Genomic DNA, 14,925 nt, shown 5'->3' with positions numbered 1-14,925 from the left:
TGTCCTTGGTCGCTTGGCCGCTCTTCTGCCGCCTTCTCTGCCCAGATACGAAACGATGACGACATTGATCGAACCCGATACTGCCGCGAGGCCCGATGAAACCGCTTCCCCGGGCAGCGAGATCGCTCTTTTTTTGGATTTCGACGGAACGCTCGTGGAAATCGCTCCCTCACCGGAAGACGTGCATCTCGACCGGCGGGTGGCTCCGGCGCTGATGGCGCTGCGTGCCCAGCTCGGCGGCGCGCTGGCGCTCGTCTCCGGCCGGCCTATCGGCTTTCTCGACGGCGTCCTGGCACCGCACCGTTTCGATATCGCCGGGCTGCACGGGGCCCAGATTCGTGTCGACGGCGAGATCCGCTCCCAGGCAGATACGCATGAGGACATGCATGGGGCGCTGCGCGATCTCGTCCGCTTCGCCAACAGCCATGTCGGCATCATCGTCGAGGACAAGCGCATCTCGATCGCGCTGCACTGGCGGCTGGCGCCTTCGCTGGAGGCCGAAGCCCTGGCGCTGATGCGCAGCATCGCCGTGAAGCTGGGGCCGGGCATGCGCCTGCAGGAAGGCAAGGCCGTCGCCGAACTGGTTCCCGCCGGCGCCAGCAAGGGCAGTGCCATCGCCTGGCTGATGGCGACGCCGACCTATGCCGGCCGCCAGCCGGTCTTCATCGGCGACGACATCACCGACGAGGACGGCTTCGAGGCGGTCAACGCCATGGGCGGCGTCTCGGTCCGTATCGGCGCCGACCGCGAGAGCCATGCCACCTGCCGGCTGGCCTCGCCGACCGCCCTGCGGCATATCCTTCTCGAAGCCGCCGAAGGCGGCAGCCTGACTGCCTCAAGCTTCAAGCAGGACTGATCATGACCGTAACGACTTCGGCCGCGGGGCAGCACTCCGCCTCGCTCGACCTCGGCGTGATCGGCAATTGCTCGATCGCCGCGCTCGTCGACCGACGCGCCCGCATCGTCTGGGGCTGCTTCCCCCGCTTCGACCGCGACCCCGTCTTCTGCTCGCTGATCAACAACCAGGCCGAGGACGGCGACGCCGAGCCCGAAAAGGGCGTCTTCGCCATCGAGCTCGTCGGGATGACGCGCTGCGAGCAGAGCTATCTCGACAACACGGCGATCCTCTCCTCCGTGCTCTCCGACGACCAGGGCAACGCGATCGAGATCCTCGATTTCGCCCCGCGCTTCGTGCGCTACGAGCGCTTCTTCCGGCCGCCGCAGCTGGTGCGGCGGGTCCGGCGCGTCTCGGGCCGGCCGCGCATCCGCGTGCTGGTCAGGCCCTGCCTCAGCATCGGCGAAGAGCCCGACGAGATGACGCGCGGCTCCAACCATGTCCGCTTCGTCGGCGCCGACCAGACGATCCGGCTGACGACCAACGCACCCCTCTCCTATGTCGTGGAAGGCACGCCCTTCGCCGTCGACCAGGCGTATTCCTTCTTCATCGGCTCGGACGAGGCGCTGCGCGCCGAGATCGAGACGACTTCGCGCGAGTTCCTCGACAAGACCACCGACTACTGGCGCGACTGGGTGCGCTCGCTCTCGGTCCCGTTCGAATACCAGAAGGAGGTCATCCGGGCCGCGATCACGCTGAAACTCTGCTCCTTCGAGGAGACCGGCGCGATCGTCGCGGCCTTGACGACCTCGATCCCCGAGGCGCCGGGCACGCAACGCAACTGGGACTACCGCTATTGCTGGCTGCGCGACGCCTATTTCGTCGTGCACGCGCTGAACCGCCTCGGCACGACACGGACGATGGAGGACTATCTCGGCTTCATCACCAATATCGTCGACACCTTCTCCGAAAGCGGCGCCGAGCATCTGCCGCCGCTCTATCCGATCACCCGTGGCGGCGCGCTGGACGAGTTCGAGGCCAGCAACCTGTCGGGTTATCGCGGACACAAGCCGGTGCGGTTCGGCAACGGTGCGGCGACACAAATCCAGAACGATGGCTACGGAGCCGTCGTGCTGGCCGCGACACATTCCTTCTTCGACCGTCGCCTGATCCAGCCGGGCAAGGACACGCTGTTCGGGCAGCTCGAACGCATGGGCGAGATCGCGATCGCCGTCTTCGACAAGCCCGATGCCGGCCCTTGGGAGCTACGCGAGAAGGAGGCGGTGCATGCCTTCTCCAGCGTGATGTGCTGGGCGGCCTGCGACCGGCTCGCCCGCATCGCCGGGACGCTCGGGCGCGCCGACCGGAAGGAATATTGGAAGAGCGAGGCCAAGCGCCTGAAGAACACCATCGCCGAGCAGATCTGGAACGAGCAGAAAGGCCATTTCGTCTCGACCTTCGGCGGTGAAGAGCTCGACGCGACCTTGCTGCTCCTGGCCGAGCTCGGCTTCGTCAAGCCGGACGATGCCCGCTTCGTCGCCACCGTCGAGGCGATCGGCCGCGATCTCAAGCGTGGCGACCTTCTGCTGCGCTACGCCACGCAGGACGATTTCGGCTACATGCATACCGGCTTCCTGATCTGCGCCTTCTGGTATGTCGATGCGCTGAACGCGATCGGGCGCAGCGATGAAGCTAAGGAGCTGTTCGGGCGCATCCTGAAGCGGCGCAACAGCTTCGGCCTGCTCTCGGAGGATGCCGACCTCAAGACCGGCGAGCTCTGGGGCAATTTCCCGCAGACCTATTCGCATGTCGGCCTGATCAACTGCGCGATGCGCCTGAGCCGCGATTGGGAAGAGGCGTTCTGAGGCGATCCTATCTACAGGCGAAACCCTTTTCTCTCTCCTGAAGAGCTGATCCTTCTCAGCGCGGCGCGCCGAAGCGGAAGGCGATCGGGATCACCCCGTAGACCATCGCCAGCACCATGGGCGGCACGGCAAGCGCCGTGACGCCAAAAATGGGCCACCCCGCGGTGAAGGGCGCCAGCACGGCCAGCACGAGATTGATCGCTGCATAGGCCCCGACTGTCGCCACGACGAGAAAGCGCAGACGCGAGGCAAGGCGCGACAGGAAAGACTGAGCCATCAAGCTTCTCCACTTAACGAAACGTTCCGTTTCTATTCGTTGAACTAAACGGGCCGTTTCGTTATGTCAAGGCGCGAGCGGTACGTGCGAGGAGTTCGACGGGATGGAGCCAAAACCGAAGCGGCGCGCCTCAATCGGCGCCCGCCGCAGCCCCGAGACGGAAGCCGCGGTGAAGGCGGCAGCGCGGGAACTGCTGGCCGAGAAGGGCTATGCCGGCTTCTCGATCGAGGAAGTCGCGCGGCGCGCCGGCGCGGGCAAGCCGACGATCTATCGCTGGTGGCCGAACAAGGCCGAGCTCTTCATCGCGATCTACGGCGTCGAGAAGGACGCCGCCATTCCCGTCCCGGACGAAGGCTCGCTGCGCGCCGACCTGCTGCGCTACACCAGGGATCTCTGGCGCTTCTGGCGCGAGGATGCGGCGGGGCGCGTCTTCCGCGGCCTGATCGCCGAGGCGCAGACGAGCGCGGACGCACTCGCCGCCCTGCGCTTCAAGTTCATGCCGGAACGCGTCGCCTCACCACGCCGGATGTTCGTGCGCGCCGCCGGGCGCGGCGAGTTTTCGCCGGACGAGATCGACGACCGGCTGGAGCTCTGGGTCGGGTTCAACTGGCTGCACGTGCTGACCGACCGGCTGAGCGAGGACGAAGCCTCACTCAGCCGCAAGATCGACTTGCTCTGCCGCTGACGGCGTTCACTCCACCTTGGCGGCAGCCCGCATCACGGAGAGCGCCAGCACCTGCGCTGCCGGGACGATGCTCTCCACCTCCAGGAACTCGTCCGGGGTATGGGCCATGCCGCCGATCGGGCCGACGCTGCACAAGGTCGGGGTGCCCTGCGCCGCGGTGAAGCCGGAATCGGCGCAGCCGCCGGTGAATTCCGCGGTGACGCCGATCCCGAAGGCGGCGGCAGCCTCGCGATAGGTGTCGTAGAGCGCGGCAGAATCCGAAGAGCGCTCGAGCGGCAGGAACTCGCCCTTGATCGAGAGCACCGCGCTGGTGCCGACCACCTCGGGCGCCTCGATGATCGCCTTGATCTTGCCGACCATCTCGCCGCGCTGGGCGGCGGTGACATAGCGCAGGTCGATCTCGCACCAGGCGCTGGGAGCGATGGTGTTGACCGTCTGGCCGCCGCCGATCAGGCCGACATTGACGGTGATGCCCTTCTCCAGATCGGTGAGGCCCTGGAGCTTCGGGATCTTGTGGCCGAGATCGACGATGGCCGAGGCGCCCTTCTCGTAATTCGCGCCGGAATGGGCGGGCTTGCCGGTGAACTCGGCGCGCATGAAGACGCCGCCCTTGCGGCCGCTGGTGACAGACTGTCTCTGGTCTTTCGCGAAATCGGTTCCGGCCGGCAGGCGGCTGGGCTCGGCATTGAAGACGCAGCGCGACTCGCGCGCCGCCGCCTCGATCACCGGCCGCGAGGACGGCGAGCCGATTTCCTCGTCGCTGGTCGTCAGCATCAGCAGCGGCGCGGCCAGGCCGCCGCATTCGGCGAAGGCGGCGGCGACGAAGGCCGAGATCATCACGCCCGCCTTCATGTCGGCGACGCCCGGGCCATAGGCGCGGCCACCCTTGATGGTGAAGGGCCGGCGCGTCGGCTCGCCCTGCGGGAAGACGGTGTCGCGATGGCCGAGCAGCATGACCGGGCGCTGGTCGTTGGCCGTCGGGTTGGGCAGGCGGGCGCGGACCGCATCGCCGAAGCGGCTGTCCGGCACGATCTCGACATCGAGCCCATTCGCCCGATGGAAGCGCGCTACGACGTCACCGGCGCGGTCGACGCCCGCCTTGTCGTAGGAGCCCGAGTCGGTGTCGACCAGCTCGCGCAGCAGCGCGACCATGCCTTCCTTGCGGCTTGCCAGCCACTCGGTGACCTTTTTCTCCTCGGGGGTCAGGGCGCTCATCGCTTCACTCGCATTCGTTCCGGATGGGACAATGCGAGTGAGCTTATCGCCATTGCCGTGAGCGGCAATGGCAGGCGGCGATGGCCATGCCATTCATGCCGCGCATGGCCTCTACCGATCGCCTATTTCGGCGCGGCCATCCGGCGGATCAAGGTGTCACGGGCCGTGCGAGCCGCGTCGCGGATAGCCTCATCGGATGGAGCGCGGTTCGGCTGCTCCAGCGCCTTGGCGTAATAGCCGAGCGCGAGCTGGTCGGAGGCGATCCCGGCATAGAGATCGCCCAGACGCTTGTTGGCCTGGAGCGACGCTTCCGACCTTGCCGCCGCGGCTTCGAAAGCGCCGATCGCTCCGGGCACGTCGCCCAGCTTTGCCTTGAGTTCCGCCCTTGCGAGCAGGAGACGCGGGTCGCCCGCCTTCACGCGGATCGCCGTCTCGACATCGGCGAGCGCCGCGGTTGCATCGCCCTGCCCGAGCCGGGCATCGCTCCGCAGCAGCAGGGCATCCGCATCGCCGGGAGCCACCGCGAGCCGGGCCGTCGCATCCTCCGCCGCTTCAGTGAAGCGCCCGAGGCCGAGCCTCGCCTTGGCGCGCAACAGCAGCAGATCGGCTTCCGGCGAAGGCGCGACCAGTGCAGCGCTGGCGAAGCGCTCGGCCGCCGCCGGATCTCCGGTCGCGAGATTGATCCGGGCGGCGAGGGCCTGCCAGCGCGGCTCGTTCGGCTCGATCCGCAGGGCCATCGCGATATCGGTCAGGGCGGCCGGATTGTCGGAGCGCAGGTTCAGCGCCGCGCGTTCGGCGTAGGCACGCGCACGGTCCGGTGCCCGCTTGATCACTTCGGCGAAATCGGCGCGCGCGGCGTTGACCCGGTTCAATTGCACGCGGGCGATGCCGCGCCAGAGGAAGAGATCGGCAACATGGCCCGGCGTCAGCCCGGAGGTGCGGGCACGGAACGGGATGGGCACGATATCGTCGATGACCTTGCTCAGGTCTGTTTCCGCGCCGAGCGCATCGCTCAATCGGGCGGCGGCAAGTCCGCGCACTGCCTGCGCCCCGGCGTTGAAGCGGTTGTCAGTGAGCGCCGCCGCGGCCAGTTCCCGCGCGGCCGCCGCGTCGCCACGGGCCAGCGCAACGCGCGCCCGCAGGGCCTGCTCGGCATAGGCGCCGGGCAGGCGGTTGGTCCGCCAGTGGTCGAGAACTGTGACAGCCTCGTCGAGCGCGCCGGTTTCGATGAGCGCGACGACGAGATCATCCTCGCCCTGCAGCCCTTCAGGCACGTCCGTCGGCAGGCGCGCCTTCTCGCGCAGGTCCTCCAGCGCCTGCGCGGGCTTGCCGGCCATCAGGAAGGCGCTGGCGCGGTCCGCGCGATAGAACCGTGCCTTCGGATCGCTTGCGACGAGTTCGGTGAGGTCGGCAACTGCCGCCTCGTAGTTCCCCCTGCCCTGGGAGACAGAGGCGCGCGCCAGCATGGCCTGCGCCCAGATGCCCTTGTCGGCGCCGGAACGCCGCACCGCGCTGTCGGCATCGGCCCAGGCCCGGTCGAACGGCGTCAGGTCCTTGTTGTAGCGATAATCCGCCATATGGGCGTAGGCGCGAGCGAGCGTGGCGGGGAGATAGTCGGGCGCGGCCGCCACGGCCAGATCGAAATCACCCATTCGGCTGTCGAAGGGCCGGGCGTTGGCGCGCTGGATCAGCCTCTCCGCCTTCTCCTGCGGCGTGGCCGCCGTTTCGACGAGACGGTCGCAGCTCTGCATGCGCAAGGGATCGTCGCGGGTCGTACAGCGCTTCTTCAGCTCGGCTTCGTCGAGATCGGCGACGACGATCGGCTTCGGCTTGTCGAATTCCGCGACGCGGGCCGCATGGCGCTCTCGCGAGGCGATGTCATAGGCCATCTTCGCATCGGTCCGCGCCGCGGAGCGGGCGAGAACGGCGCGCGCGCCGGGCTGGTCGCCCGAAGCGAGCAGGATGTCCGCCTTGAGCTCATGGGCATCGAACAAGCCGGGATCGAGTTCGATCGCCTTGTCCGCATCTGCGGTGGCCCCAGCAACATCCTTCATCGCGAATTTGACCGTGCCGCGTGTCGCATAGGCCCGGCCGAAACGGGGCTGCGCCTCGGCCACCAGCTCGGCATCGGCGAGAGCCTCCGGCCATTCGCGGCGCGCCGAACGCGCCCGCGCGCGAATCTCGATCAGGTCGACCTGCTTCGGAAAGGCAGCAAGTCCCTCGGTCGCCTCCTTCGCGGCGGTCTCGAAGCTACCGAGATAATACAGGCTGCGCGCCCGTGTGATGAAAGTCTCCGAGCTGCGGAAGCCGCCTCCCCGCGCCTTGTCGACATACTCCACCGCATCGGTATAGCGGCCGGTGGCATAGGCGAGCAGGCCGAGGAGATAATCGCTGCGGGGATGCTGCTTCTGCCAGAACAGGCCCTTGCGCAGATCCTCGTTCGCCCCGGCGAAATCATATTGCAGCAGCCTGAGATAGCCGCGATTGGCGTGGTTGTCCGGATCGAAAGGGTCTTTCTCGATCGCGGCGGTGAAATCCGCCATCGCCCCATCGCGATTGCCGAGGGTGAAGCGGACGCGGCCGCGATCCCGGTAGAGCGCCGCGAAATTGGGCGCGATGGCCAGCGCCTCCGTATAGTCCTTCTCGGCCTCGGCCGGACGGCCAAGCGCGAGCTGGGTATGGCCGCGCGCGACATGGGCCATCGCCTTGGCCTTGCGGTCGGGGCGTCCCTTCAGGATGGCGTTGCAGGCCGCGAGCCCTTTTTCGGTGCGGTCATCCTTGCAGAGCGCGACCGTCCCGGCCTTCTGGGCTTGCGCCGTCTGGGTGCCGAGCATCGAGAGCATCGGCAGCATGAGGACAAGGAACGCCATCCGCGAGAGCAAGCTGGGCATGCCGATCTCCCTGACAACGTCCCCGGAGTGACGTTGGGAGATGCTAGCATGGCGGCAGGGTGGCGTCATGCCGTCCCCTGAATGCACGACCTAACGCCAGGACGGTTCGCGCTCAGGCGATGCCGGCATACCAGGCGACGACATAGGCGATTGTCCCGACCGCCATCGGAACGAGCGGATTGATCTTCGAGCGATAGGTCACGAGCGCGCTCACCGCCGTGATCGCGTAGCCGACGAGGCCGGCATCGGCGGCCAACGTCGCGACCACGCCACTCGCCACCATCAGGCCGAGCGCGATCGGCACCAGCGCGAGCGTGACGATGCGGACGAGGCGGCTGCCGCCATAGCGCTGCAGGCCACGGCTCGAGGCGAGTGCCAGCAGGCAGGAGGGCAGCAGGAGGGCCGTCGTTGCGACCAGCAGACCGGCCGTGCCGGCGACATGCCAGCCGATGATGCTGCCGAGCATGATGTTGGGGCCAGGCGCGGTCTGCGCGATGGCGAAGAGGCGGGCGAAGGTCGGCGCATCCATCCAGCCGAGGATCTCGACGACTTGCCGGTGGATCTCCGGCACCACGGCATTGGCGCCACCGATCGCCATCAAGGAGATCGTGCCGAAGGTGACGATCAGCTGGAAGAAGACGCCGCGCTCCATCAGACCCGCCGCGCTCCCAGTGTCGCCGCGACGAGACCGAGCGGCACGAGCACCAGCAAGGTCGGCAGCATCGGCAAGCGCAGCAGGCCGACCGCGACGAAGGCGGCAGCAGCCATCAGCCAGGCCCAGCGCGCAAGGCCGGCCTTCGTCAGCAGCCGCAGGGCGGTGCCGAGGATGAGCCCGGCGGCGCTGGCGGCGGCGCCTGTCAGGGCGATCTGCGCGAGGGGATGGCCGGAGACCGCATCATAGCCATTGGCGAGTGCGACCAGGCAGAGCAGCGGCATCGCCATCAGCGCGAAGACGCAGGTCAGTGCGCCGATCCCGCCGCGGAAGCGGTCGCCCAGCATCACCGCCGCATTGACGGTGTTGGCGCCGGGCAGCGCCTGGCAGATGCCGATCAATTCGGCATAGCCGCGATCGTCGAGCCAGTTGCGCTCGGTGACGATGATATGGCGCGCGATCGGCCCCACGCCGCCGAAGCCCATCAGGCCGATCTTGAGGAAACCGGTGAACAGGTCCGGCAGGCTCGGCCGGCGGGCTTCCGATGCGGTTTCGAGGGACATCCCGGCTGCTAACGCCGCGATTCCATTGCCATGCGCAGCGCGAAGCCGGCGAGCACCGTGCCCATCAACCAGCGCTGGACCAGCGACCAGAACGGCCGCGTCCTGAGGAACAGCGCGATGCTGCCGGCCGCCGTCGCGATCAACGCGTTGACGCTGCCGCTGATCGCGATCTGGACGAAGCCGAGCACGACCGACTGGCTCAGCACATGACCGGCGGCCGGATCGATGAATTGCGGCAGCAGCGCGAGGTAGAACATCGCGATCTTGGGGTTGAGCAGGCTGGTCAGGAAGCCCATGGCGAAGAGCTTGCGCGGCCCGTCATGGGGCAAATCGCGGACGTGGAAGGGCGAGCGCCCGCCCGGCCGCACCGCCTGCCAGGCGAGCCAGAGCAGATAGGCCGCGCCGCCGAGCCTGAGCACGTCATAGGCATAGGGCACCGCGAAGAGCAGCGCCGTGATGCCGAAGGCGGCGCAGAACATGTAGACGAAGAAGCCGAGGATGACGCCGCAAAGCGAGATCAGGCCGGCGCCCCTGCCCTGCGCGATCGAGCGCGAGATCAGGTAGATCATGTTGGGGCCGGGCGTCAGCACCATGCCGAGCGCGATCAGCGAGAAGGTGATGAGGGTCGTCGTCTCGGGCATGGAAGAGCGCTCCGGGGGAACTCAGCGCTTGGACCATGGATCGCGAGAACCGGCAATCGGCTGCGTCATGGGAGCGGCCATGCAAGCCCCGCCATGCGGAACGCCCTGCCCCGCCGCAACGGAACCCACCGGTCTACCGATGGTTGTCGCCTGCAAGCGCATCGGGGGGAAACATGACGCTGTTCAGCCGGCTTCTCTACACCATCATCTCCTGCGCGCTGCTCGGCGCTTCGATCGTGCTGATCGGCGTCGCGGTCTGGCGGACTTCGCAGGGCTTCTGGACCGGCGAGGGCGCGCTCGACACGATGCTGGACGCGATCGGGCTCGTGATCATCGCGGTCGCCGTCGCCGATGTCGGCAAGTTCCTGTTCGAGGAGGAGGTCGTCGCGGATCGCGAGATGCGCCGCCCGGCCGAGGCGCGGGGCTCGCTGACCAAGTTCATGTCGATCATGATCGTGGCGCTCTCGCTGGAATCGCTGGTGCTGATCGCCAAGACCTCACGCGAGACCATGGGAGACATCGTCTATCCCGGCCTGCTGATGCTGCTTGCCGTGCTGGCGCTGGTCGGCCTCGGGTTGTTCCAGAAGCTCAGCCAGAACGCGACGGCGGCGGTGCCGCCGGATCGGGAGGATGGGAAAGAGGGCGAAACCGACGATCGTCCGCTGGCAATCGGCAAGCCACCCCCACGTCCCAGACGCCGCCCGGCTGCGCCTGCTGCGGACCCTGCCTAACGCGGCTCGTCGACCAAGAAGAGGTCGGTATCTTCAGGCTTCGCGCCCGCCGCCGTGAGCATGGCGTGGATCTGGCCGCGATGATGGGTCTGATGGTTGAAGAAATGCGCGATCACGAAACCGCGCGGCCTGCCCATCTCGCGGCCTGCCGCGCCCGAGTACCAGATCAGCGTACCGCGCAGCCAATCGGCCGTGACCTTGTCCGCCCAGTCGAGAATAAACTCGTCGCGCTGGCGCCGGCGTGCGCAGAACTGCGGCCAGCCCTCGAAATACACAGCCGAGTCGCGCCCGCCGACGGAGGGCTTCTCGCTGCCGGCAAGACGGCTGAGCCAAGCCTCGTCGCCCCAGAGGACATGATTGAAGGTACCGTGGATCGACTTGAAGAAGGCACCGCGATCGAGCTTGCGAGCTTCGTCGCTCAAGCCGTCCGCCGCCGCCATCAGGCTGCGGTTCTGCCAGGCGTTGTAACGGGCCATGGTCTGGACGAAAGCGGGATCGACCATGGCGGCCTCCTCGTCAGATGACGTTGGCCTCCTTGAGCGGCCGGCCTGCAACGATGCGCTCGTGGCCAAGATCGGCAAGGTCGAGCGAGCGATAGCGGCCATGCGCGATATGCTCGGCGAGGCCGCGGCCGACCGCCGGCGATTGCTGCAGGCCATGGCCGGAGAAGCCATTGGCGAGATAGAGGTTCGGCAGGCCGACCGCCGGGCCGATGATGGCATTATGGTCGAGCCCGCACATGTCGTAGGGGCCGGCCCAGGCGCGGCCGGGCTTGATCTGCTCGAAGGCCGGAATGCGGGTGGCGAGCGAGGGCCAGACCACCTCCTCGAAGAAGCCCCAGTCGACATCCTCTGCTGCGGGATCGTTCTCGATCCACTCGACATCCTGCTCGGGCGTCAATGGCGAGCAGCTGCCGATGAAGAGCTGGCCTTCAGCCGTGCGCTTGCCTTCCTGCCTGCACCAGGCGCCGGTCGTATCGATCAGGAGCGGGCAGCCATCGACGTCGCCCTTGCAGGTGAAGGTGAAGACATAACGCTTCATCGACTTCACGGGGATCGAAATGCCCGCGGTGGCGGCGAGCTTTGCGCCATGGGTGCCGCTGGCGTTGACCACCGCGCCGCAGGCGATGCGGCTGCCATCGGCGAGCTCGACCGCGGTGACGCGGCCGCCTTCGGTAACGTAACCCGCGACCTCGCCCTGCCGGTACTCGACGCCGAGGCTGCGCGCGTTCTTGCGGAAGGCCTGGAGCAGCGCCCAGCCGTCGAACCAGCCCTCGCCGCTGACGCCGAAAGTGCCGCAGGCAAGGTCCTCGGTGTTGAGCCAGGGGAAGCGCTGCTTCAGCGCGGCAGGATCGTAAAGCGCGATGTCCGCACCTTCGGCCGCCTGCAGCTTCTGGTTGGCTTCGAGGATCGGCGCGCCGGCTTCGCTGGCAAGATAGAGATAGCCGCCCTCATGCAGGTCGATCGCCGGCACCTCCCCGTCAACAGCAAGGTGCTTCCCGATATTGCGCAGGAAATCGACGCCGAAGAGCGAGATGCGGATGTTCACCGCACTCGAAAACTGCTGGCGGATCGAGGCGGCCGAAAGCGCCGAGGCGGAGAAGCGATAGGTCGGGTCCTTCTCGATGACCACGACCTTGCCGGTGAAGCCGGGATCGGCGGCGAGATGATAGGCGACGGAGGAGCCGATCGCGGCGCCCCCGCAGATCACGACATCGGCGCTTTCGGAGACGGGCGGCATGGCAGGCCTCGCGCAGCCGGCTTCGCTGGGAAAAGCCGGGTTGGTGAATTCCGCGCATGAATGAACGAGCGCGAGGCGCTTGTCGAGAGGTGCCTTAACCCGCTGGCGCGCATTCCCCGAGCAGCCAGTCGCGGAAGGCAATCACGGTCGGCAGATTGGCCTTCTCCTCTGGGTAGACGAGATAGTAGCCGTCCTTGCCGGTCACGGGCCGGTCGATCGGAATGACGAGCGAGCCGGAGCGCAATTCCTCCTCGACCAGGAAACGCGGCACGATGGCGAGCCCGAGCCCCGCCACCGCCGCCTGCGCGATCATGGCGAACTGCTCGAAGCGCGGCCCCATCAAGGCCCGCTCCGGCGCCAGCCCCTGCTGCTCCAGCCAGTTCGCCCAGGCACGCGGCCGGGTCGATTGTTGCAGCAGCGGCGCCCGCAGCATGTCGGCCGCCTCCGTGATGCCGACGCGCGCCAGCAGGGAGGGCGCCGCGACCGGCACGACCTCCTCGCCCATCAGGCGATGGAGCCGTGCACCCGGCCAGTTCTCAGCGCCGAAATGGACGGCGGCATCGACCGGCTCGCGGGCAAAATCGAACGGTACCAGCCGCGTGGTGAAATTGATGGTGATGCCGGGATGGGCCTCGGTGAAGCGCGGCAGGCGCGGGATCAGCCAGCGCGTACCGAAAGTCGGCAAGGTCGCGAGATTGAGCACGCCTGCGGCGCCGCGAAAGGCCATGGCGGAGACGGTCGCAGCCGCCAGCCGGGACAGGCCGTCGCGGATATCGTTGGCATAGGCCGCGCCTGCCGCAGTCAGGCTGACGCGCTTCTTGACGCGCTCGAACAGGCTGACGCCGAGCACCTTTTCGAGATGCGCGACCTGCCGGCTGACCGCGCCCTGCGTCAGGTTCAGCTCCTCGGCCGCGCGCGTGAAACTGCCATGCCGGGCAGCAGCCTCGAAGGCGGCGAGCGCGGAGAGCGAGGGCACCGAGAGGCGGCCGGGAACGAGTGCGTCATCCATGATAAATACTCACCAAGTGGTGAGAACATATCGGTTGCTCAAGCGACGCGAAAGAGGGCATTCTGCCGGCCTCAAGCGCGGCGACCCCGGTTCCCGCGCCTTTATGTCATGTGCCTTGGGGCATGCGCCCTTCAGGCTCCCGCTCGCGACTGCTGGAAGACAAAGATGGCCACATCCCTGCCGAAAGACACGCTCGCCCTGCTCAAGCGCCTCGGCGTCTCCGAGAGCGCCTATGCCGATGCCGGCCTTTCGGCCCGCTCGCCGATCACCGGCGAGACCGTGACCACGCTGCGCGAAACCTCCCCGGCCGAGGCCGAGGCCGCGATCGGCCGGGCGCAGTCCGCCTATCTCGCCTGGCGCAAGGTGCCGGCGCCACGCCGCGGCGAGTTCGTCCGCCTGCTCGGCGAGGAGCTGCGCGCTGCCAAGACCGATCTCGGCCTGCTGGTGACGCTGGAAGCCGGCAAGGTCACCTCCGAGGGCCTCGGCGAGGTCCAGGAGATGATCGACATCTGCGACTTCGCCGTCGGCCTGTCGCGCCAGCTCTACGGCCTGACCATCGCCACCGAGCGCCCGAACCATCGCATGATGGAGACCTGGCATCCGATCGGCATCTGCGGCGTGATCTCGGCCTTCAACTTCCCGGTCGCGGTCTGGTCGTGGAACGCGGCGCTCGCCTTCGTCTGCGGCGACAGCGTCGTCTGGAAGCCCTCCGAGAAGACTCCGCTCACCGCGCTCGCCGTGCAGGCCATCGTCGAGACGACGATGAAGCGCTTCGGCCCGGAAGCTCCGATCGGCCTGTCGGAAGTCCTGATCGGCGGCCGTGAGCTCGGCGACATACTGGTCCAGGATCATCGCGTCCCGGTCGTCTCGGCCACCGGCTCGACCCGCATGGGCAAGGAAGTCGGCCAGAAGCTGGCGGCCCGTTTCGCCCGCGCTATCCTTGAGCTCGGCGGCAACAATGCCGCGATCGTCGCTCCCTCGGCCGATCTCGACATCGCGCTGCGCGGCATCGCTTTCGCTGCGATGGGCACCGCCGGCCAGCGCTGCACCACTTTGCGCCGCCTGATCGTGCATGAGGATGTCTACGACAAGCTCGTGCCGAAGCTCGCCAAGGTCTACGGCTCCGTGAAGATCGGCGATCCCCGCGAGGCCGGCGTTCTGGTCGGCCCGCTGGTCGACGAGGCCGCGTATCAGGGCATGCAGAAGGCGCTCTCCGAGGCCAAGGCCGAGGGTGGCAAGGTCCATGGCGGCGAGAAGGTCGATATCGGCTCCGGCGGCTTCTACGTTCGTCCGGCCCTGGTCGAGATGCCCAGCCAGTGCGGCCCGGTCGAGCGCGAGACCTTCGCCCCGATCCTCTACGTGATGAAGTACAAGTCCATCGACGAGGCGATCTCGATCCAGAACGCGGTTGGCGCTGGCCTGTCCTCCTCGATCTTCACGCTCAACATGCGCGAGGCCGAGCTCTTCGTCTCCGATGAGGGCTCCGACTGCGGCATCGCCAACGTCAATATCGGCCCCTCGGGCGCCGAGATCGGCGGCGCGTTCGGCGGCGAGAAGGAGACGGGCGGCGGCCGCGAGGCCGGCTCGGACGCCTGGAAGGCCTATATGCGCCGTGCGACCAACACCGTGAACTACGGCACCACGCTGCCGCTGGCGCAGGGCGTCAGCTTCGACGTGGATGCGTGATCGGTAGGGTCTAACAACATCCGCGTCGTCATCCCGGCCGGAGCGAAGCGCAGAGCCGGGATCCATGCCTGAACCGTTCAGGAATGGATCCCGGGTCTCCCTCCGGTCGCCCGGGATGACATCGCAACAAGTTCA

14 protein-coding genes are annotated in these 14,925 nt (G+C 67.5%); 5 read left to right on the top strand and 9 right to left on the bottom strand.

Going from position 1 to position 14,925, the window contains the following annotated elements; genetic code table 11:
* The first annotated feature begins 55 nt into the window (after positions 1–55).
* Together otsB and ACWIEX_RS03900 are read left to right on the top strand one after the other, a co-directional pair.
* A complete protein-coding gene (gene otsB, locus ACWIEX_RS03905) occupies positions 56–856 on the top strand; it encodes a trehalose-phosphatase (protein ID WP_454031814.1) in 801 nt (266 codons plus the stop codon).
* A 2-nt stretch (positions 857–858) separates the two neighbouring features.
* Positions 859–2,700, top strand: coding sequence for a glycoside hydrolase family 15 protein (locus ACWIEX_RS03900; RefSeq protein WP_454031813.1), 1,842 nt, complete (start codon positions 859–861; stop codon positions 2,698–2,700).
* 55 nt (positions 2,701–2,755) lie between these two features.
* Here the strand turns inward: ACWIEX_RS03900 and ACWIEX_RS03895 are convergent, their stop codons facing one another.
* Positions 2,756–2,977 (bottom strand): putative antibiotic biosynthesis monooxygenase, encoded by a 222-nt coding sequence (locus ACWIEX_RS03895; protein WP_454031812.1) that lies wholly within the window; start codon positions 2,975–2,977, stop codon positions 2,756–2,758.
* Between the two features lie 103 nt (positions 2,978–3,080).
* Between ACWIEX_RS03895 and ACWIEX_RS03890 the strand changes: the two genes are divergently transcribed.
* Positions 3,081–3,662: a TetR/AcrR family transcriptional regulator gene (locus ACWIEX_RS03890; RefSeq protein ID WP_454031811.1), complete on the top strand. Its 582-nt coding sequence runs from the start codon at positions 3,081–3,083 to the stop codon at positions 3,660–3,662.
* Positions 3,663–3,668: 6 nt separating this feature from the next.
* Here ACWIEX_RS03890 and ACWIEX_RS03885 read toward each other — a convergent pair whose 3' ends face one another.
* The 5 genes from ACWIEX_RS03885 to ACWIEX_RS03865 form a co-directional block, all read right to left on the bottom strand.
* Positions 3,669–4,877 (bottom strand): M20 family metallopeptidase, encoded by a 1,209-nt coding sequence (locus ACWIEX_RS03885; protein WP_454031810.1) that lies wholly within the window; start codon positions 4,875–4,877, stop codon positions 3,669–3,671.
* A 122-nt stretch (positions 4,878–4,999) separates the two neighbouring features.
* Positions 5,000–7,768: a tetratricopeptide repeat protein gene (locus ACWIEX_RS03880; RefSeq protein ID WP_454031809.1), complete on the bottom strand. Its 2,769-nt coding sequence runs from the start codon at positions 7,766–7,768 to the stop codon at positions 5,000–5,002.
* 112 nt (positions 7,769–7,880) lie between these two features.
* A complete protein-coding gene (locus ACWIEX_RS03875; protein WP_454031808.1) occupies positions 7,881–8,420 on the bottom strand; it encodes a chromate transporter in 540 nt (179 codons plus the stop codon).
* Positions 8,420–8,983 (bottom strand): chromate transporter, encoded by a 564-nt coding sequence (locus tag ACWIEX_RS03870; protein WP_454031807.1) that lies wholly within the window; start codon positions 8,981–8,983, stop codon positions 8,420–8,422. The genes ACWIEX_RS03875 and ACWIEX_RS03870 overlap by 1 nt, the downstream gene beginning before the upstream one ends.
* Before the next feature lie 8 nt (positions 8,984–8,991).
* On the bottom strand, positions 8,992–9,624 hold the full coding sequence (locus ACWIEX_RS03865; RefSeq protein WP_454031806.1) for a LysE family translocator: 633 nt from the start codon (positions 9,622–9,624) through the stop codon (positions 8,992–8,994).
* 173 nt (positions 9,625–9,797) lie between these two features.
* Here ACWIEX_RS03865 and ACWIEX_RS03860 point away from each other — a divergent pair, with 173 nt between their 5' ends.
* Positions 9,798–10,355, top strand: a complete 558-nt coding sequence (locus ACWIEX_RS03860; RefSeq protein ID WP_454031805.1) for a GNAT family acetyltransferase — start codon at positions 9,798–9,800, stop codon at positions 10,353–10,355.
* On the opposite strand, the gene ACWIEX_RS03855 is transcribed toward ACWIEX_RS03860, so the two are convergent.
* The 3 genes from ACWIEX_RS03855 to ACWIEX_RS03845 form a co-directional block, all read right to left on the bottom strand.
* Positions 10,352–10,858 carry a DinB family protein gene (locus ACWIEX_RS03855; protein WP_454031804.1) on the bottom strand — a complete coding sequence of 169 codons (507 nt, stop codon included), beginning with the start codon at positions 10,856–10,858 and terminating at the stop codon, positions 10,352–10,354. The two genes, ACWIEX_RS03860 and ACWIEX_RS03855, sit on opposite strands and share 4 nt — an antisense overlap.
* A gap of 13 nt (positions 10,859–10,871) precedes the next feature.
* Positions 10,872–12,095, bottom strand: a complete 1,224-nt coding sequence (locus ACWIEX_RS03850) for an NAD(P)/FAD-dependent oxidoreductase (protein WP_454031803.1) — start codon at positions 12,093–12,095, stop codon at positions 10,872–10,874.
* A gap of 94 nt (positions 12,096–12,189) precedes the next feature.
* On the bottom strand, positions 12,190–13,104 hold the full coding sequence (locus ACWIEX_RS03845) for a LysR family transcriptional regulator (RefSeq protein ID WP_454031802.1): 915 nt from the start codon (positions 13,102–13,104) through the stop codon (positions 12,190–12,192).
* Between the two features lie 165 nt (positions 13,105–13,269).
* Between ACWIEX_RS03845 and amaB the strand changes: the two genes are divergently transcribed.
* Positions 13,270–14,790 carry an L-piperidine-6-carboxylate dehydrogenase gene (gene amaB / locus ACWIEX_RS03840; protein WP_454031801.1) on the top strand — a complete coding sequence of 507 codons (1,521 nt, stop codon included), beginning with the start codon at positions 13,270–13,272 and terminating at the stop codon, positions 14,788–14,790.
* The last annotated feature ends 135 nt before the right edge of the window (positions 14,791–14,925 follow it).

It is taken from the genome of Allobosea sp. NPDC055353 (assembly GCF_053644975.1).
This window is presented reverse-complemented; position numbering and strand designations above follow the sequence as displayed.